This window comes from Rheinheimera gaetbuli, from assembly GCF_054781935.1.
Genome location: NZ_BAAGTL010000006.1, coordinates 159,581 through 178,327 on the forward strand (window position 1 = coordinate 159,581; position 18,747 = coordinate 178,327).

The window sequence follows — 18,747 nt, forward strand, 5'->3', positions numbered from 1 at the left end:
GCAATGATTTTATTTGTACGGGATTTAACCGTTATTGATTTTTCTTACTTATGTGCTGAACGAGGCATGCTGGGTGAAAGCTACATCGTAGATGTAGAGCTGCATGGTAATCTGGATGACACCTCGATGGTGCTGGATTTTTCCCGCGTTAAAAAAGTTATTAAGCAAGCAATAGATCAACTGGTAGATCACAAATTGGCGGTGCCTGCCGGCTGTTCTGCTTTAAGCATGCAATCACAGGCTGAGCAAACTGTACTGCGCTTCAACAGTGGCCGTGGCATCATTAGTATGGCCGCGCCGTCAGAAGCAGTAGTAGCAATAGCGGCTGAGCAAATTAACGAGTTAAGCGTAACGGCTTTTTTGCAACAACAAATCAAACCGCTGTTACCTGATAATGTGGCGCAGCTAGTGTTAACGTTGCGCCCGGAGGTCAGCAATGGCTTTTACTATCACTACAGCCACGGTTTAAAAAAGCACGATGGAAATTGTCAGCGTATCGCTCACGGTCATCGTTCTACTATTCAAATTTACACCGATAATATGCTGTCGCCACGGCTGAACAAATACTGGAGTGAACGTTGGCAGGATATCTATCTGGGTACTGCAGAAGACTTATGCGATGCCAGCGCGCTTAAGCATCTGCAACCCTGCACGGATGATTACAGTTTTCGATATCAGGCTGGGCAGGGCTGGTTTGAGCTTTGTATACCTAAGGCACATTGTGAAATTGTACCTTGTGACACCACAGTGGAGTGCCTGGCCGATTATATCGTCGCACAGCTAAAGCAACTGGATAATACAAAAAACTATAAGGTAGTAGCTTATGAAGGCGTGGCTAAAGGCGCTGTTGCTTACAGCTAGCCTGGTTGGCGGTGCAGGGGCAATTGAAATAGAACTGCGAGGCGAATTAACGCAAGGCGCCATATTGCTCGGTGCAGCGCCCGCAGGCAGCCGGGTTTGGTTTAATGATACGGAGCTACAGGTAAACCCGGCGGGGCGTTTTGTGTTTGGCGTAGGCCGAGATGCCCAAGCAGAGCACAAGCTTACCGTACAATATCAGCATAATACCTTGGTTAAACCTCTGATATTTAAAGCTCGTCAGTACGATATCCAGCATGTTAATGGTGTGGCGCAAAAATATGTTACGCCACCAGCTGAGGTTAGCGAACGGATTGCCAGAGATAATCAACGGGTAAGAGCGGTACGGCAGACAATCTCTGAACAGGATGCGGTGTTTAGTGCGCCGTTGATGCCAGCGCAGGGGCGAATTTCCGGTGTTTATGGCAGCCAACGGGTATTTAATGGTGAGCCGCGCAATCCGCATTACGGCCTGGATGTTGCTGCGCCGGTTGGTGCACATGTTATCGCGCCTTTGGCCGGTAAGGTACTGCTGGCAGATGACCTTTATTATTCTGGTCTTACATTGATTGTCGACCATGGTTTTGGTGTCAGCTCTACGTTTATGCACCTGAGTAAAATGGACGTTGAGGTTGGTGATGTTATAACTCAGGGGCAGAAAATCGCTGAAGTAGGCGCCAGCGGCCGGGTTACCGGCCCGCATCTGGATTGGCGGATTAACTGGATGCAAGAACGGCTGGACCCGGCATTGCTACCAGGCCTGAAAATGCCTTAACCTGTTGACACCTGCAACCAGTTATCGCACTTTGCTTGTTCTGTGACGGTTAATATAGCAACCTGTTGTACTGCGTCAGCTAATGTAAATTGGCTTTGCAATAAGCGATCTTTACGATAATAGTGCAGTATTACTGTTGCTCCGACGCCGTGACGTTTTAATAGCTGTGGCAAGCTGGTGGCGTTAATTTTACTGCCATCAAGTGCCAACAGCTGATCACCAACCATTAAACCAGCCTGATGCGCGCTACCGCCCTGATAAACCTGCGTCAGCTGTAGTAAGCCATTAACGACTTTTGTTTGCGCTCCGATAAAGGGTTGCATATCAATTACTGCGCCACCAAAATCGTCAGCATGCTGCATGGGCCGTAGCGTCAGTTCCAGGCCAAAACCCGGCAGCAGCTGTGCTAATGGCAAGCGGGCTGTCTGGTTAAGCCAGTTATCTGTCAGGGCGGAGAGTTCTGCAAAACCCAATTGTTCCAGTACAAGCTGCAAAGCATTGTCCGGCGTACCTGTATGCAGGTACTGCTGCCATAGCTGACGCACTACCTCATCTAATGAGCTGTTGTGGCTATGTAGCCAGGCATCCAGACACAACGCCACTAGGCCCCCTTTAACGTAATAACTGACTACCGCATTGACGGCATTTTCATCCTGCTTATAAAACTTGGTCCATGCCGTAAAACTACTGTCAGTAAGGCTTTGCTGCACATCACTTGGGTTACGTGTAACTCTGGATATGGCTCTTTCCAAAGTTTTAACATAGTTTTTGCTGTCAATTAAACCGGCGCGTGCCAGTGCCAAATCATCATAATATGAGGTAAAGCCCTCATATAACCACAGTTGTGGTGTGTATTGCTCAGCGTCTAGCTGATACCGGGCAAAGCAGGCTGGTTTTAGCCGTTTTACCCACCAGGTATGAAAATACTCGTGGCTGCAAAGTGCCAGCAGGTTTTGATAGTTTTCATCAATCTCCACCATAGTTGCTGCAGGCAAATCAAACCGGCTACATAGCAACAGCGTTGAGTTAAGGTGCTCCAGCCCGCCGTAACCGTCTTCTGTTACCCAGAGCAAAAACCAATAACTGCTTAAATCAGGTGGCAATGTGCCAAATACATTTACTTGCTGTCGGCAGATTTTTTCAAGATCAGCGCTAAAACGCGACAAGTCAGTTAAGTTGTCACCGGATACCACCAGGTAATGAGTAATACCGTCAATGTTAAATTGTGCCAGCTGAAAATGGCCTGCTAGGATCGGGCTGTCGATCAATGTCTGGTAGCTACTGGCGTCATAACTGCCAAAGCCAAGAAAGTCAGTAGTTGTAGCGCGGCACAAGCCGGTTGCCAGGCGCCAGTTGCCGGCGATATCAACCTCGGGTTTAGTCACGTGAATCCGGTGTGTCAGATGCTGTAGTTCGCTAACTGACAAGCAAATACAGGCGGGGTTAATTATCGCGACTTCGTCATCAACATAGGCAGCACGTACTGACAAATCATAAGCATAAAGCTGATACCGCACTGTAACTTCATTGGCTTTGCAATCGAGCTGCCAGCTATGCTTGTCTCTTTGCTGCAACAGCAATGGCCCCGTGTGGTCATGAGCGCTAATAGCGAGGATATTGCGGGCAAAATCACGGATCATGTAGCTGCCGGGGATCCAGGCGGGCAGTGTCAGCACATGCTGGCCGGCCGTTGGCGAAAAATGCAATGTAACGTCAATAATATGGCCACTGATATCTGCAATATCAATTTGATAAAACACCGATTTTGTCATAATTTGCTTTGCCTGCTCCGTATCGCCGTATTAAGCTGGCTATTATGCCGCGAAATCCAGTCAAGGGAAAACTACATGGCAACAGAAACGGTATTTAGTAAAATTATTCGCCGCGAGTCTAATGCTGACATTTTGTATCAGGATGAACTGGTAACGGCTTTTCGCGATATCCGGCCAAGGGCGCCGGTGCATATTTTATTGGTACCTAACCAACTGATCCCAACAGTAAATGATGTCGAGCAGCAACATGAAGCGGCACTTGGCCGCTTATTTTCAGTTGCGCGCAAGCTGGCTTCTGAGCATGGTATTGCTGAGAAAGGCTATCGATTGATCATGAACTGCAATGCGCATGGCGGCCAGGAGGTTTATCATATTCATCTGCATTTGGTCGGCGGCAGGGCACTTGGCCCGATGCTTAGCCGGTAAAAACGGCCTGTTAGTGGCGCCACCGTGGTTTTTATCTGCCACACTGTTGCAATTGCGGTCTGGTCTTATAGAATCCGCGTCTTGCTACAGTAAAGGGTAATATTATGAGTAATGAAGCGCTAATTGCCAAACGCATTGAATACGCAGTAACGCGGGTAACCAAGACCATATTCCCGGGGCGAACCAATCATCACAACACCTTGTTTGGTGGTGAAGCACTGGCCTGGATGGATGAAGCCGCTTTTATTGCCGCCACCCGCTTTTGTCGAAAGCCATTGGTTACCGTAAGCTCAGACCGGGTTGATTTTAAAGAGTCAATTCCGGCAGGAACGATTATTGAGCTGGTTGCTAAAGTCGAGCATGTTGGCCGCACCAGTATCCGTGTACAAGTGGATATCTTTGTTGAGAATATGTACCACGATGATCAGCACAAAGCTATTTCAGGTAGCTTCACCTTTGTTGCGCTGGGGCCAGACCGTAAACCGACACCAGTATTAGCGTAAGCACACAGTACTCTTGCAACAAATGCGATTAATGTCTGGCTTAGCAAGGCGGATGTTGCAGGCAGCGTGAACTGATTTGGTTATAATCGGGCATGATGTTAGCGCCCACAGGTTGGTATTTTGAAGCATTTTTTTGAAGACAGAAGCCGGCAATTCTGGATCCTGCATACCCTAGGCTGGCTTGGCTTTGCCATTGTTAATTACCTGAACTCACTGGTGCTTGAAACACGCGATGCTTATGTTATCGTCGTGGTATTGGATGCTTATATAGGTTGGTTAATTACCATTCCGCTGCGTTATGCCTATCAGCGCATCTGGCATTGGTCACCATGGAAACTGGCGTTAACCGCGTTGTTACTGGCGACGTTGGTTGCAGCTATTTGGACAGCGGTGCATAATTTTAACTACTGGGAGATCTACAAGCACGGTGGCAGACCACAAGACTGGTTGAAGTATGTGCGTGATACACCCTTTGCTTTTTATGTAATGCTAAGCTGGAGCGGCTTATATTTTGGTATTAAGTACTATCAGACCTTGCAACAGGAAAAGCAAAAGTCATTAACGGCAACTAATAAAGCGCATGAAGCCCAGCTTAAAATGCTGCGCTACCAGCTTAACCCACACTTTTTGTTTAACACGCTTAATGCCATTTCGACGCTGGTACTTATTAATGAATCTGATACCGCAAATAAAATGGTCACCAGACTTAGTGACTTTTTGCGTTATTCGTTGTACAAAGATCCTATTAACAAAGTGGCGCTGGAGCAGGAAATTTACGCAGCCAGATTATATCTGGAAATTGAAAGAGTGCGTTTTTCAGAACGCTTATCCATTATATTTGATATTGAACCAGGTACAGAGAAAGCACTGGTGCCTAGCCTGATCCTGCAGCCCCTGATTGAAAACGCAATAAAATATGCCGTTGCCAGCCAGATAAATGGCGGTGAAATTGCGATTACCGCCAAGAAATTCGGCCACGACTTATTGTTAGAGGTCGCTGATAACGGGCCTGGCATGACCATTACCAATGGGCTGCCAAAGAGTAACGACAGTGGTGTCGGCCTGGTTAATACAAAAGAACGCCTGTCAGCGCTGTATGACAATGACTTTGCACTGGTGCTAACCCATAATCAGCCGCGTGGCCTGAAGGTGAATATCAGGATCCCATTACAATTAGAACAAACGGAACAGGAACATGCTTAAGGTTATAGTAGTTGATGATGAGCCGCTGGCGCGAAAAGGTATGCAGGTCAGGTTAAAAGAGTTCGCTGAACTTGAGGTTATTGCAGAGTGCAGCAACGGTGAGCAAGCAATTGAAGCGATAAACCGGCTGCAACCCGATTTAGTGTTTCTTGACGTTGAAATGCCCGGTATGGATGGCTTTACTGTGCTGAAACAACTACAGCAGTTAAACGGCCACTTACCTTACGTTGTATTTGTTACCGCCTATGATCACTATGCATTTAACGCATTTGAAGTCAGTGCTCTGGATTACGTGTTAAAGCCTGTTGAGCCTGAACGGCTAAAGCAAGCGGTAGAAAAAGCTTTTCGGGTGGCTAAGGCACAAGATTCTCAACTGCACAAAGGCCAGCTGGCTGAGGCCGTTGCCCGACTTACCGGAGAAGATACAGATCATATTTTACAGCGGCTGGATAATGCCGAGCCAGTGGTGAATGAGCGTTACCCTGAAGCAATAAGTATCAAAGATAGCGGCGAGATAACCCGGGTCCCGGTCAGTGCAATTGAATGGGTTGACGCTGCAGGCGACTATATGTGTATTCATACCCGCGATGGTCAAACGCACATACTGCGCCGAACCATGAAAGAGCTGGAGCAAGAGTTGGATCCGCGTTTGTTTGTCCGGGTGCATCGATCAGCGATAGTAAATGTTCATACCATCGCCAAATTGCAAATGTTGGCCAATGGAGAGCATCAACTTATGCTCACTAACGGCCAGGCGGTTAAAGTCAGCCGTAGCTATAAAGACCGTGTAAAACAGGTATTTAGTCAGTAAGTTTTAGTCACTGGCAATCTGTTGTTGCCAGCGAACCAGATAAGGGTCGATCTGCTTTTTTCGTTCACCGGTTTGCGCCAACGGGTACAGTGTTGCCTGTTGGTTTATCTCTCCTACCATCATCAAATGTGACCCTTTAACCAATTGCTCAACGGCATAGGCACCGAGCTTTGTCGCCAAAATTCGGTCAGCACCGACGGGTTTACCGCCGCGTTGAATATGCCCCAGTATGCATGCTCGACACTCGATACCTAAAGCCTTGCTCAGGTCATCGGCCAACACGGTAGTACCGCCCGGGTAGCTGTGTTCTGCCACTACAATAATGTAACTGCTTTTACCGCGTAACAGCTGAGCGCGCTGGATTGGTAAGATCAACGACTGCAGATCGCCATCGTGCAAGGCACCAAACTCCGGACAAATAATTTGTTCTGCCCCGGCGGCAATGCCGGCTGACAGCGTAATATAGCCGGAATGACGGCCCATCAATTCGACTAAAAAAATTCGCTCAAAGGCGTCGGCAGTATCGCGGATTTTATCTATAGCATCCAGAGCAGTGTCAATTGCAGTGGCAAAACCTATGGTGTAGTCGGTACCATCAACATCATTATCTATAGTGCCCGGCACACCGATTAGCTGGCCGTTGTAATACTCTGCAATCGCCATCGCGCCGCGGAAGCTGCCGTCACCGCCAATAATGATAAGCGCATCAAGCTGCAATCTGTGTAATACCTCTGCTGCCTGTTGCGCCCCCTCAGGTGTATATAAGGCTTTGCAGCGGGCACTTTTTAAGATGGTACCGCCGTATTGAATAATGTGTTGCACATGCTGCGGCAGTAATGTTTGGTACTCGTCATCCAGCAGACCATTAAACCCGTGCTGAAAACCGACAACCTCTATATTATATGCCGACGCAGTAAGCACTGCTGCCCGGATGGCGGCATTCATGCCAGGTGCGTCGCCGCCGGACGTAAGCACGCCAATACGTTTTATCATCCTGTGTTCACTCCGGTTCACTAAGTAATAAGTACAGCTGAGTATAATGTCAGCTTGCAGCAGCACCACTTGATATAGCGCAACTGCCGGTGTATTAGTCTAGTCAGGCTGTCAATAATACAGACAAGCAGGGGTAAAATAAGCGAAAATACTATTATCATGGCCACTACCGCATTTGCCCGAAAAGGCACTCACAGGAACAACATCATATGCATCAAACCACGGGTAAAAGTTTGTTGGGGTTGTTACTGGCACTAATTACGGCGATTTTATGGGGAATTTTGCCGATAGCATTAAAAATGCTGCTGGACATTCTCACTGCCAATGCGATTACCGCCATTCGTTTTTTTGCTGCGGCTGTTATCGTTGGCGTATGGCTTGGCGCAAGAGGTAAGTTACCGCAGGTGGCGTTGTTACGTAGCGCCAAAGTGGCTTGGTTAATGCTGATTGCCGTGCTTGGTTTATTATCAAACTATATTATGTATCTTAGCGGCCTGAATTACCTGACTGCGGAAACCGGCCAGGTGGTAATACAGCTGGCTCCCTTTTTAATGATGCTCGGTGGCGTTGTTATTTTTAAAGAACGCTTGCTGCTGTGGCAAAAAGTGGGCGCATTGCTACTGGTGGCTGGCTTGCTGTTGTTTTTTAATGAGCGTTTAGTCCAGCTAATTTTGCAGGCCGGCAACGAAACCTTAGGCATCCTGTTAGTTATTGCGGCTGCGATAACCTGGGCAGCCTATGCGCTGGCACAAAAGCAATTATTAGTGCATTACAGCTCCAAACAAATTATGTATTTGCTTTATGTTGCTGGTACCTTTGCTTTTATACCGGTATCCGACTTAACACCGCTTTTGACTATGAGTAGCCTGCACTGGGGTTTACTGATATTTTGCTGCCTGAATACCGTGGTAGCCTACGGCGCTTTTGCGGAGGCTCTGCATCATTGGGAAGCATCGAAAGTGAGTGCTGTGCTGGCGGTAACGCCGTTGTTCACGATTCTGTTTGCGAATATCGTCGGCTGGCTATTTCCGGCGTATTTAATGCCACAACAACTGAACCTGTGGTCATGGCTCGGGGCTTTGCTGGTGGTCGCCGGCTCAGCTTTAACCGCACTGGCACCGCAGTTTGTTGAGTATCGTGCGGCTCGCAAAGTGCGCAAGTTACAGCGGGATGTGTTTTAAGCCAAATCATGGCCAATAAAAAAGGCTCAACAGAGCCTTTTTTATGCGTAAAAGTACGGTTATTTAACCTGCACAATTTTACAGGTGTTTGAAGCGCCGATAGTTTCCATCACATCACCATGTGTCATGATAACCAGATCACCACTTTTCAGTCCGGCTTTATCCCGAATGGCATCAATAGCCGCATCAGCTAAAGACTGACCACTAAGTACGGTACTGTCAAAGAATGCAGGATAAACACCACGGTACAAAGCCATCTTGTTTAGCGTCTTAGCATGACGCGACAAAGCATAAATAGGCTGTGGCGACGTAATACGTGACATAAGCTTGGCGGTATAACCAGACTCTGTCAGCGTAATGATGGCTTTGATACCAGCAAGGTGGTTGGCCGCATACATTGCAGACAACGCAATAGTTTCACTGATCTCCGTAAAAGTAACGTCCATCCGGTGTTTGGAAATTTGTACGCTGGGGTGTTTTTCTGCGCCATCACATACCCTGGCCATGGCACGCACCGTTTCAGTAGGGTATTTACCGGCAGCGGTTTCTGCAGATAGCATCACAGCGTCAGTACCATCGAGCACAGCATTTGCCACGTCCATCACCTCGGCCCGGGTTGGCATCGGGCTTTCAATCATGGATTCCATCATTTGCGTCGCAGTAATAACTACGCGATTAAGCTGACGTGAGCGGGCGATAATCCGCTTTTGTTGGCCGACCAGTTCTGCGTCACCAATTTCAACACCCAAATCACCCCGGGCCACCATCACTGCATCAGAAGCGCGGATAATATCGTCCAGCGTTTCGTCGTCGGCAACGGCTTCAGCCCGCTCAATTTTCGACATAATACGCGCTTCGGAGCCGGCAGCTTGCGCCAGTTCACGTGCCAGACGTAAATCATCACCACAACGCGGAAATGATACGGCGAGAAAATCTACATCAATTGCTGCTGCTGTAATAATATCGCGCTTGTCTTTGTCGGTCAGGGCAGGGGCCGTTAAACCGCCGCCCTGGCGGTTAATGCCTTTGTTATTACTAAGTTTGCCGCCAACGGTTACCTGGGTATGCACCCGGGCGCCTTCAACTTTAATAACACTTAACTGAATACGTCCGTCATCCAGCAACAACAAGTCACCTGGCTCTACATCTTGTGGCAACTCTTTATAGTCAATGCCGACTTGTTGTTCATCACCTTCACCTTTGCCAAGCTCTGCATCCAGTATATAGCTTTGGCCTTCTTCCAGCGTAACGGCGCCATTTCTAAAAGTTGATACGCGGATTTTTGGACCTTGTAAGTCACCAAGAATGGCAACATGTGCACCGAGTTTGTCAGCTGCCGCGCGTACCATAATGGCACGCTCACGATGATCTTCCGCGCTGCCGTGAGAGAAGTTCAGCCGAAACACCGAAGCGCCTGCCAGTATCAGTTTTTCAATAGCAGCCTGAGTATTGGTAGCCGGGCCCAGCGTTGCGACAATTTTAGTTCTTCTGTGCATGGTAATAATCCTGGGTGTTGCAAAGAGGGAATATCTGATAACTTTTAGTGTAATGTAATTTTATTACATAATACAGCGCGCAAGCGAAGAAAAGCGACAGGTTGGTGCAGTTGCACCGGCACTAACACCGGGCAACTTAGTTGGCAAAGTCTTTTTTCTCAAAGCGGGAGCCGCGCAAGCTATCTTTAACTTTTTTCAGATTCTCGCGGAATTTACTGCCCCGGCGCAGCGTAAAGCCGGTTGCCAGAATATCAATTAGTACCAATTGTGCTACGCGTGACGCCATAGGCATATACATATCGGTATCTTCCGGTACGTCTAACGACAATACCAACGTACATTCTTTCGCCAGTGGGCTGTCATAAGCCGTAATACCTATCACGGTCGCATCGTTTTCACGGGCAATAGCAGCAATATCACAAAGGTTTTTTGTTCTTCCGGTGTGGCTGATACACACCACCACATCACCTTCGGCGCTATTAATTGCGCTCATGCGCTGCATCACGATATCGTCGAAGCAAACCACAGGCACATTAAAGCGGAAAAACTTATTCTGCGCGTCATGAGCAACAGAAGCCGATGCGCCTAAACCAAAAAAAGAGATCTTCTTTGCTTGCGTCAGTACATCTACTGCACGATTAATCATTGGGATATCAACACGCTGCCTTGCAGTATCTAAAGCAGCCATAGTAGATTCAAATATTTTTGCCGTGTAAGCTTCTGGGCCATCTTCTTCTTCTACATGCCGGTTCACATAAGGTGTACCATTTGCCAGGCTTTGTGCCAGGTGCAGTTTAAAGTCAGGAAACCCTTTAGTATCCAGACGGCGGCAAAAGCGGTTAACTGTGGGCTCGCTGACATCGGCCATTTTGGCCAATGCGGCAATGCTGCTATGAATAGTAGTTTGTGGATTAGCCAGTATTACATCGGCAACTTTACGCTCCGATTTGCTAAAACTGTTCACGCTAGTAACGATTTTTTCCAGCACGTTCATACGGCTATTCCTGAATTATAATAAGTGGCAGCTATAGAGTGTAACTTAGCTTGTAACCTGAGTTGTTTTACATCAGCGCGGGCATCAAAATAGTATTAAATTTACCACAAACTGACAGTTACGTTGCTAAGGCTGCCTTATTATATAAGAATAGTCAAAACATTACGCAAACTGTAATTTTATTACAAGATATCTGGTTTACAACCCGCTAATGCTGCGTTAGTATGGCTTAAGTGTTGTAAAATTACATCTAAAACAAGGGTCAGTTATGACGACAACAGCACAAAATTCGGCATGCGATTTAATTCTGTTTGGCACTAAAGGTGATTTAGCGCGGCGCAAGCTGTTACCAGCGATGTATCAGTTGGAGAAAGCTGATTTACTGTGCCCTGAATCACGCATAATCGGTGTTGCCCGTGATGATATGTCAACAGAAGCCTATGCTGAGCTGGTGTTAACCAACCTGAATAAATTTCTAAAAGAGCCGCTGGATAATGCTGTGTGGCAGCGTTTGCAACAAAAGCTGTTATATGTGCAGTTGGATTTGTCCAACGAGCAAGATTACAAAAAACTTAGTGCAGTAACCGATAGTAACAAGCGGGTACCGGTAAGTTACTTCGCAACACCACCATCATTGTTTGGCGCTATTTGTAAGGGCCTGGCCGTTGCCGGTTTAGCCGCCGAGCCAGCACGGGTCGTGCTGGAGAAACCGATTGGCCACGATTTAGCGTCATCTAAAGTGATTAACGATCAGGTAGCTGAGTTTTTTAAAGAAAACCAAATTTATCGTATAGACCATTATCTGGGTAAAGAAACGGTGTTAAACCTGCTGGCACTGCGATTTGCCAATGCCATTTTTGCCGGTAACTGGGACCATAATTCAATTGATCATGTGCAAATTACCGTGGCAGAAGAGGTTGGAGTAGAAGGACGCTGGAGCTATTACGATGATGCTGGCCAGATGCGTGACATGGTACAGAATCATTTATTGCAAGTGTTAACGTTGATTGCTATGGAGCCACCAGCCCGCTTAGATGCTGACAGCATTCGTGATGAAAAACTAAAAGTCCTCAAAGCCCTGCGCCGGATAGACATCAGCAATATTCAGGAAAAGACCGTACGGGGTCAGTATGCAAACGGTTTTGTTGCCGGTAAGGCGGCTCCGGGCTATCTGGAAGAAGAAGGTGCCCGACCAAACAGCAAAACTGAGACATTTGTTGCAATAAAGGTAGATATTGATAACTGGCGTTGGGCCGGCGTGCCGTTTTATTTACGTACCGGTAAGCGCATGGCGTCAAAGCTTAGTGAAGTTGTTATCTGTTTTAAGCCACAACCACACAATATTTTTCACGCTACCTATAACCAGCTGCCGGCTAATAAACTGATTATCCGATTGCAACCTGATGAAGGGGTGGAAATTCAGGTACTGAATAAAATCCCCGGCCTGGGCGAGCATATGCGGTTGCAGGAAAGCAAGTTAGACCTGAGCTTTGATGAAACTTTCAAGTCGCAGCGTATTGCAGATGCATATGAGCGGTTGTTACTGGAGGCGATGTTAGGTAACCAGTATCTGTTTGTGCGTCGTGATGAGGTAGAGCACGCCTGGAAATGGGTAGACGGTATCCTCGATGCGTGGAAAACCAGTAATGAACCGCCAAAAACTTACCAGGCCGGCAGTTGGGGGCCTGTCGCTGCTATTTCAATGCTGGCTCGAGACGACCGTAATTGGGAAGAATAACGTATGATGCAATTACAACAATTTACTGATACGGCGGCGTTAAATCAGGACTTTGCCAGCAGGCTGACGACCATTTTACGTCAGGCTATTGACGAGCGTGGTGCTGCTTCTCTGGTAGTGTCTGGCGGCAAAACGCCGCAGGCATTATTTACTACCTTAAGCCAAACTGATTTAGGTTGGGATAAGGTTACCGTGCTGCTGGCCGATGATCGCTGGTTGGATGCTAGCCAACCTGACTCAAACGAGCGCCTGGTTAAAGCGACTTTACTGCAAGGTTATGCCAGTGCCGCACATTTTGTCAGTTTGTATAGCAATACGGCATCAGCATTCGATGGTGTGGCTGAAGTGTTGCCACGTGTTGCTGCGTTACCAACCTTTGATGCGGTGATCCTGGGCATGGGTGAAGATGGACATACGGCGTCGTTGTTTCCCTGTAGTGCGCAGATTAAACAAGGTTTAGCTGACGACGCACCCGCAGTGCTGGCAACAGAGCCGGCAACCGCCCCCTATCAGCGCATATCACTGAGCTTACCCAGACTGCTTAACAGCCGGCATATTTTTTTGCATCTTGTAGGCAGCAATAAACGCGTAGTGCTGGATAGGGCGATGGCAGATACTGATGTATTGGCCATGCCAATCCGGGCATTTCTTCAACATCCTGTTACTCCGGTAACAGTAATGTACACCGATAAGTAGGGGATAGTCATGGATCCTGTGATTCAAAAAGTAACCAACAGAATTATTGCCCGCAGTCAGCGCAGCAGAGAAATTTACTTGCAACGACTCGAACAAGCCCGGCTGAAAGGCCCGCATCGTGGCGTGCTCAGCTGCGGCAATCTGGCGCATGGTTTTGCCGCTTGTAATCAACAGGATAAGAGTGACTTACGCAGCCTGACCAAGGCCAATATTGGCATAGTATCGTCTTACAACGATATGTTATCTGCACATCAGCCTTACGAACATTATCCTGCTCTGATTAAGCAAGCCGTGGGCGAAGTAGGCAGTGTGGCGCAATTTGCCGGTGGCGTGCCGGCCATGTGCGATGGTGTAACTCAGGGCCAACCGGGCATGGAGCTAAGTTTGCTCAGCCGCGATATTATTGCCATGTCCGCCGCAGTGGGTTTGTCGCATAATATGTTTGATGGTGGCTTAATGTTGGGCATTTGCGACAAAATTGTGCCCGGTTTATTTATGGCCGCGATGAGTTTTGGCCATCTGCCGTTTGTGTTTGTGCCGGCTGGCCCGATGCCTTCTGGCATACCAAACAAAGAAAAAGCCCGGGTACGCCAGCTGTATGCTGAAGGTAAAGTGGGTAAAGAAGAGCTACTTGAAGCTGAATCGGCGTCTTACCACTCGGCCGGCACCTGTACCTTTTACGGTACCGCTAATTCTAATCAGCTTGTGGTTGAAATGATGGGGCTGCATCTGCCTGGGTCGTCTTTCGTTAACCCGGGTACGCCATTGCGCGATGAACTAACAAAAGCCGCTGCACGTCAGGTTACCCGTTTAACTGATCTGGGCACTGAATACTTACCAGCCGGTAAAATGATCGACGCTAAAGCTATAGTCAACGGTATTGTTGGCTTGCTGGCAACCGGTGGTTCAACAAACCATACTATGCATCTAATTGCTATGGCCCGTTCGGCTGGTTTTATCGTCAACTGGGACGATTTCGCCGAACTTTCTGCCGCTACGCCGTTATTAACCCGAATATACCCGAATGGTCAGGCCGATATTAACCATTTTCAGTATGCTGGTGGTATGGCGCTGCTTATTCGTGAGTTACTCGATGCCGGTTTACTGCACGAAGACGTGCAAACTGTTGCTGGTCCTGGCCTGCGCCGTTACACCCAGCAGCCGGTATTACAAGATGGTAAATTAGTGTGGGTAGATGCACCGGAATCCTCACTCGATACAGATGTTTTAACGACAGTGAGAAAACCGTTTAAAGATCACGGCGGTTTAGAAGTGTTATCCGGTAATGTTGGCCGTGGTGTGATTAAAACCTCGGCGCTTCGCGCGGGTACCGAAGTAGTTAAAGCACCAGCAGTGGTGTTTTCCAGCCAGCATGAATTAGATGCCGCGTTTAAAGCCGGTGAGCTTAATAAAGACTGTATTGTTGTGGTTCGTTTTCAAGGCCCTAAAGCCTGTGGTATGCCTGAGCTACATAAACTCACGCCGCCGCTTGGCGTGTTGCAGGACCGGGGATTCAAAGTTGCGCTGGTAACAGATGGCCGTATGTCAGGTGCGTCGGGTAAAGTACCTGCGGCTATTCACGTAACACCTGAAGCCATAGATGGCGGCAATATTGCACGCATACAAACCGGCGATATGATGCTGGTAGATGGCAACAGCGGTCGTTTAGAGGTATTTGTGCCGGAGGCTGAGTTTGCTGCACGTGAAGCTGCAACGATGGATATGGCACCAAGCTACTATGGCATGGGCAGGGAAATGTTCGGCGCTTTGCGCAGCCAGCTAACCGGCGCTGAGCAAGGCGCTTGCAGCCTGTTTATTACCGAGGAGCACCTGCATGGCTAAATTGCCATCATACGCTATTGTTGCCGACATAGGTGGCACCAACGCCCGCTTTAGCCGGGTAGCGCTGCAAAGCATGACGCTGGATAAGGTCGCAGTTTATCCATGCGCGCAGTTTGCCACTCTGGCTGATGCGTTGTCGCATTACATGCAGCAGCAGGCGCTGACAGATATTAAGCACGTTGCTATTGCTATCGCCTGTCCGGTGACCGGCGACCAGATCAGCATGACCAATTTTCATTGGCAATTCTCTGTCAAAGCGATGCAACAGCAGTTGGGATTAGCTGCACTTAACGTGATGAACGATTTTACTGCAGTGGCCATGTGTTTACCGGCATTGACCACAGAGCAAAAAGTGAAATTAGGTGGCGGTACTGCGCAAAATGGTAAGCCTATGGCCGTGTTAGGTGCCGGTACCGGGCTTGGCGTTGCCCATCTCTTGCAAGTCGGTGACCAGTTTATACCGCTGCCGGGTGAAGGAGGTCATATTGACTGGGCGGCACAAAATGAGCAGGAATGGTTTATTCAACAGATGCTGGCCAAAGAGTACGGTCATGTATCACCAGAGCGGTTATTATCTGGCCCCGGTCTGGAGGCTATCTACAAAGCGCTGGCGCTTTATCGTCAGCAGGTTGTCGAGCCGGTGAGTGCAGCTGAGATTGCCAGGTTAGCACTGAGCGGCGAAAGCAAATTAGCTGTCGATACTGTGCAACAGTTTTTTGCCAGTCTGGGCAGTGTGGCCGGTAATTTAGCGTTGACGCTAAGTACGTTTGGCGGTGTTTATATTGCCGGTGGCATAGCACCCAAACTTTTACCTCTGCTTGCCGACAGCGAGTTCAGAGCCCGTTTTGAAGCAAAAGGCCGGTTTAGCGCGTTTAATCGCCAGATCGCCACCTTTGTCGTGACAGCAGAGCAGCCGGGATTAGTCGGCGCTGCAGTCTACCTGAAGCAATTTTTGGCGAGTAATGAATATGGCATTTGAAAACTGGCAGTTACAACCCGACACCTTATTTAATCTGGGCCCTGTGGTACCGGTGATAGTTATTAAAGACTTAGCCGATGCTGTACCAATGGCCAAAGCATTAATGGCCGGTGGCATAAAAGTACTGGAGGTGACATTGCGCACGCCAGTGGCACTGGATGCTATTCGTTTACTGGCACAAGAAGTACCCGACGCTGTTGTTGGTGCTGGCACCGTGACAACTGCAGTGCAATTGCAGCAAGTAGTAGATGCCGGCGCTAAGTTTGCTATCAGCCCGGGGTTAACCCGTGAGCTGCTGCAAGCCGGCAAAGACTGCGCTATTCCGCTTATTCCTGGTATCGCAAGTATCTCTGAGCTGATGGAGGGCACTGGCCTGGGCTATACCCACTTTAAGTTTTTCCCGGCAGAGGCGGCAGGCGGCGTGAAAACCTTAAAATCTATCCACGGCCCCTTTGCGGATATCCGTTTTTGTCCAACCGGCGGCATCAACGAGAAAAACTTCCTCGAGTACCTGGCGCTGCCAAACGTAAAATGTGTTGGTGGGTCCTGGATAGTACCGGATGACGCTGTAGCAGCAAAAGATTGGGGCCGTATTACACAACTGTGCAAAGCCGCCGTTGCCCAGGCACAACGCTAAAGAGTGTTGGCCATGTATTAGTAGTAAAACGCCCGGTTTATCCGGGCGTTTGTTTTGAGTTTGCTGCAAAAAAAGCGTATAGTAGCGCACTTTTTACCCTGTAGCGCCCAACAACCGGGGCTACATGCCGATTTAACCTGTTCTGGAACACACTGTGATATCAACTGCTAACATTACGATGCAATTTGGCGCCAAGCCGCTGTTTGAAAATATTTCGATAAAATTTGGCGAGGGTAACCGCTACGGCTTAATCGGCGCCAATGGCTGCGGCAAATCGACCTTTATGAAGATTTTAAGCCGCGAGCTGGAACCCAGTGCCGGTAATGTATTTGTTGAGCCTAACCACCGTGTTGCTAAGCTGCATCAGGATCAGTTTGCTTTTGAGCAATATTCCGTTATCGACACTGTGATCATGGGGCATGCAGAACTGTGGGCAGTGAAAGAAGAGCGTGACCGCATATATAGCAGTGCGGAAATGAGCGAAGAAGACGGCATGAAAGTAGCCGACTTAGAAGTTGCCTTTGGCGAAATGGACGGTTACACCGCCGAATCCCGTGCCGGTGAACTACTCATTGGGGTAGGTATTCCGGTAGAGCAACACTTTGGCCCAATGTCGGCCATAGCACCCGGTTTTAAGCTTCGGGTATTGCTGGCACAGGTATTATTTGCTGATCCGGAAATTATGTTGCTGGACGAGCCAACCAACAACCTGGACATTAACACTATTCGCTGGCTGGAAAACGTACTGGCCGAGCGCAACAGTACCATGGTAATCATTTCGCACGACAGGCACTTTTTAAACAGCGTTTGTACTCATATGGCCGATCTTGACTACGGTGAACTGCGCTTGTACCCGGGTAATTACGACGAATATATGTTTGCCGCTACGCAAGCGCGTGAGCGGTTGTTATCGGATAACGCCAAGAAAAAAGCCCAGATAGCAGAGCTGCAAACCTTCGTTAGCCGCTTTTCTGCTAATGCATCCAAAGCTAAGCAGGCGACATCCCGTGCTAAGCAAATAGATAAAATTCAGCTGGAAGAGGTTAAAGCTTCAAGCCGGGTAAACCCGTTTATCCGCTTCGAACAGCAAAAGCAGTTGTATCGTTTGGCACTAGAAGTAGAAGGCTTGCATAAAGGTTTCGGTGAGCTTAAGCTGCTGAAGAATCTGAGCTTAACCATTGAAGTTGGCGAAAAGGTAGCCATTTTGGGCGCAAACGGTATCGGTAAAACCACCTTACTCAAATGTTTAGTGGGTGATGCAACGCCGGAATCGGGTATGGTTAAGTGGTCAGAAAATGCAAAAATAGGTTACTACGCTCAGGACCATGCCCACGAATTTAGCGAAGCCATGACCTTGTTTGACTGGATGAGCCAGTGGAAACAGCCATCAGATGACGAGCAGGCAATCCGCGGCATTCTTGGCCGGTTATTGTTCTCACAGGATGAGATCAAAAAGTCGGTTAAAGTATTGTCAGGCGGTGAAAAAGGCCGGATGTTATTTGGTAAATTAATGCTGCAGCGGCCTAATATTCTGGTAATGGATGAACCAACCAACCACTTGGACATGGAATCTATTGAGTCTTTAAACCTGGCGCTGGAACACTACAAAGGCACTTTGCTGTTTGTCAGCCATGACCGCGAATTTGTCTCCAGCCTGGCCAGCCGTATTATCGAAATTACTGACAAAGACATCCGTAACTTCGTCGGTAGCTACGAAGAGTATCTGGCGGCGCAAACAGTATAACGTCAGCATCTATGTTAGCTGCACGATAAAACCGGTCTGTACAGACCGGTTTTTTATAACTTGTTTTTATTACAGTTTGCCCCCATATACTAAATTAAC

The 18,747-nt window shown here is 48.2% G+C and carries 17 protein-coding genes; 13 read left to right on the plus strand and 4 right to left on the minus strand.

Going from position 1 to position 18,747, the window contains the following annotated elements; all coding sequences use genetic code 11:
- Positions 1-3 precede the first annotated feature (3 nt).
- Entirely contained in the window at positions 4-861 is an 858-nt protein-coding gene (locus ACYVIC_RS05705; RefSeq protein ID WP_460858064.1) for a 6-pyruvoyl trahydropterin synthase family protein, read from the plus strand.
- The gene (locus tag ACYVIC_RS05710) at positions 824-1,633 is read left to right on the plus strand and encodes a M23 family metallopeptidase (protein ID WP_460858065.1); all 810 of its coding nucleotides are present in this window, start codon (positions 824-826) and stop codon (positions 1,631-1,633) included. The genes ACYVIC_RS05705 and ACYVIC_RS05710 overlap by 38 nt, the downstream gene beginning before the upstream one ends.
- On the opposite strand, the gene ACYVIC_RS05715 is transcribed toward ACYVIC_RS05710, so the two are convergent.
- Positions 1,630-3,405, minus strand: coding sequence for a M61 family metallopeptidase (locus ACYVIC_RS05715; protein ID WP_460858067.1), 1,776 nt, complete (start codon positions 3,403-3,405; stop codon positions 1,630-1,632). The two genes, ACYVIC_RS05710 and ACYVIC_RS05715, sit on opposite strands and share 4 nt — an antisense overlap.
- A 75-nt stretch (positions 3,406-3,480) precedes the next feature.
- On the opposite strand from ACYVIC_RS05715, the gene ACYVIC_RS05720 reads away from it, so the two are divergent.
- The 4 genes from ACYVIC_RS05720 (at position 3,481) to ACYVIC_RS05735 (ending at position 6,348) form a co-directional block, all read left to right on the plus strand.
- Positions 3,481-3,831 carry an HIT domain-containing protein gene (locus tag ACYVIC_RS05720; RefSeq protein WP_460858069.1) on the plus strand — a complete coding sequence of 117 codons (351 nt, stop codon included), beginning with the start codon at positions 3,481-3,483 and terminating at the stop codon, positions 3,829-3,831.
- A 104-nt stretch (positions 3,832-3,935) separates the two neighbouring features.
- Positions 3,936-4,334 (plus strand): acyl-CoA thioesterase, encoded by a 399-nt coding sequence (locus ACYVIC_RS05725; protein WP_460858071.1) that lies wholly within the window; start codon positions 3,936-3,938, stop codon positions 4,332-4,334.
- Positions 4,335-4,454: 120 nt separating this feature from the next.
- Positions 4,455-5,537, plus strand: a complete 1,083-nt coding sequence (locus ACYVIC_RS05730) for a sensor histidine kinase (protein WP_460858072.1) — start codon at positions 4,455-4,457, stop codon at positions 5,535-5,537.
- The gene (locus tag ACYVIC_RS05735) at positions 5,530-6,348 is read left to right on the plus strand and encodes a LytR/AlgR family response regulator transcription factor (RefSeq protein WP_460858075.1); all 819 of its coding nucleotides are present in this window, start codon (positions 5,530-5,532) and stop codon (positions 6,346-6,348) included. Before ACYVIC_RS05730 ends, ACYVIC_RS05735 begins: the two co-directional genes overlap by 8 nt.
- 3 nt (positions 6,349-6,351) lie before the next feature.
- Here ACYVIC_RS05735 and ACYVIC_RS05740 read toward each other — a convergent pair whose 3' ends face one another.
- Positions 6,352-7,341 carry a 6-phosphofructokinase gene (locus tag ACYVIC_RS05740; protein ID WP_460858078.1) on the minus strand — a complete coding sequence of 330 codons (990 nt, stop codon included), beginning with the start codon at positions 7,339-7,341 and terminating at the stop codon, positions 6,352-6,354.
- 209 nt (positions 7,342-7,550) lie between these two features.
- Here ACYVIC_RS05740 and ACYVIC_RS05745 point away from each other — a divergent pair, with 209 nt between their 5' ends.
- Positions 7,551-8,522 (plus strand): DMT family transporter, encoded by a 972-nt coding sequence (locus tag ACYVIC_RS05745; protein WP_460858080.1) that lies wholly within the window; start codon positions 7,551-7,553, stop codon positions 8,520-8,522.
- Positions 8,523-8,581: 59 nt separating this feature from the next.
- On the opposite strand, the gene pyk is transcribed toward ACYVIC_RS05745, so the two are convergent.
- A complete protein-coding gene (gene pyk / locus ACYVIC_RS05750; RefSeq protein ID WP_460858082.1) occupies positions 8,582-10,018 on the minus strand; it encodes a pyruvate kinase in 1,437 nt (478 codons plus the stop codon).
- 136 nt (positions 10,019-10,154) lie between these two features.
- Positions 10,155-11,012, minus strand: a complete 858-nt coding sequence (locus ACYVIC_RS05755) for a MurR/RpiR family transcriptional regulator (protein WP_460858084.1) — start codon at positions 11,010-11,012, stop codon at positions 10,155-10,157.
- Positions 11,013-11,280: 268 nt separating this feature from the next.
- Between ACYVIC_RS05755 and zwf the strand changes: the two genes are divergently transcribed.
- The 6 genes from zwf (at position 11,281) to ACYVIC_RS05785 (ending at position 18,648) form a co-directional block, all read left to right on the plus strand.
- Positions 11,281-12,750: a glucose-6-phosphate dehydrogenase gene (gene zwf, locus ACYVIC_RS05760; RefSeq protein ID WP_460858086.1), complete on the plus strand. Its 1,470-nt coding sequence runs from the start codon at positions 11,281-11,283 to the stop codon at positions 12,748-12,750.
- A gap of 3 nt (positions 12,751-12,753) precedes the next feature.
- Complete coding sequence (gene pgl / locus ACYVIC_RS05765) at positions 12,754-13,446, plus strand: 6-phosphogluconolactonase (protein ID WP_460858088.1); 693 nt, start codon at positions 12,754-12,756, stop codon at positions 13,444-13,446.
- A gap of 9 nt (positions 13,447-13,455) precedes the next feature.
- Positions 13,456-15,288, plus strand: coding sequence for a phosphogluconate dehydratase (gene edd / locus ACYVIC_RS05770; RefSeq protein WP_460858091.1), 1,833 nt, complete (start codon positions 13,456-13,458; stop codon positions 15,286-15,288).
- Positions 15,281-16,267 carry a glucokinase gene (locus tag ACYVIC_RS05775; protein WP_460858093.1) on the plus strand — a complete coding sequence of 329 codons (987 nt, stop codon included), beginning with the start codon at positions 15,281-15,283 and terminating at the stop codon, positions 16,265-16,267. The genes edd and ACYVIC_RS05775 overlap by 8 nt, the downstream gene beginning before the upstream one ends.
- The gene (locus ACYVIC_RS05780) at positions 16,251-16,904 is read left to right on the plus strand and encodes a bifunctional 4-hydroxy-2-oxoglutarate aldolase/2-dehydro-3-deoxy-phosphogluconate aldolase (protein ID WP_460858096.1); all 654 of its coding nucleotides are present in this window, start codon (positions 16,251-16,253) and stop codon (positions 16,902-16,904) included. The genes ACYVIC_RS05775 and ACYVIC_RS05780 overlap by 17 nt, the downstream gene beginning before the upstream one ends.
- Before the next feature lie 154 nt (positions 16,905-17,058).
- Positions 17,059-18,648, plus strand: a complete 1,590-nt coding sequence (locus ACYVIC_RS05785) for an ABC-F family ATPase (protein WP_460858099.1) — start codon at positions 17,059-17,061, stop codon at positions 18,646-18,648.
- Positions 18,649-18,747 lie beyond the last annotated feature (99 nt).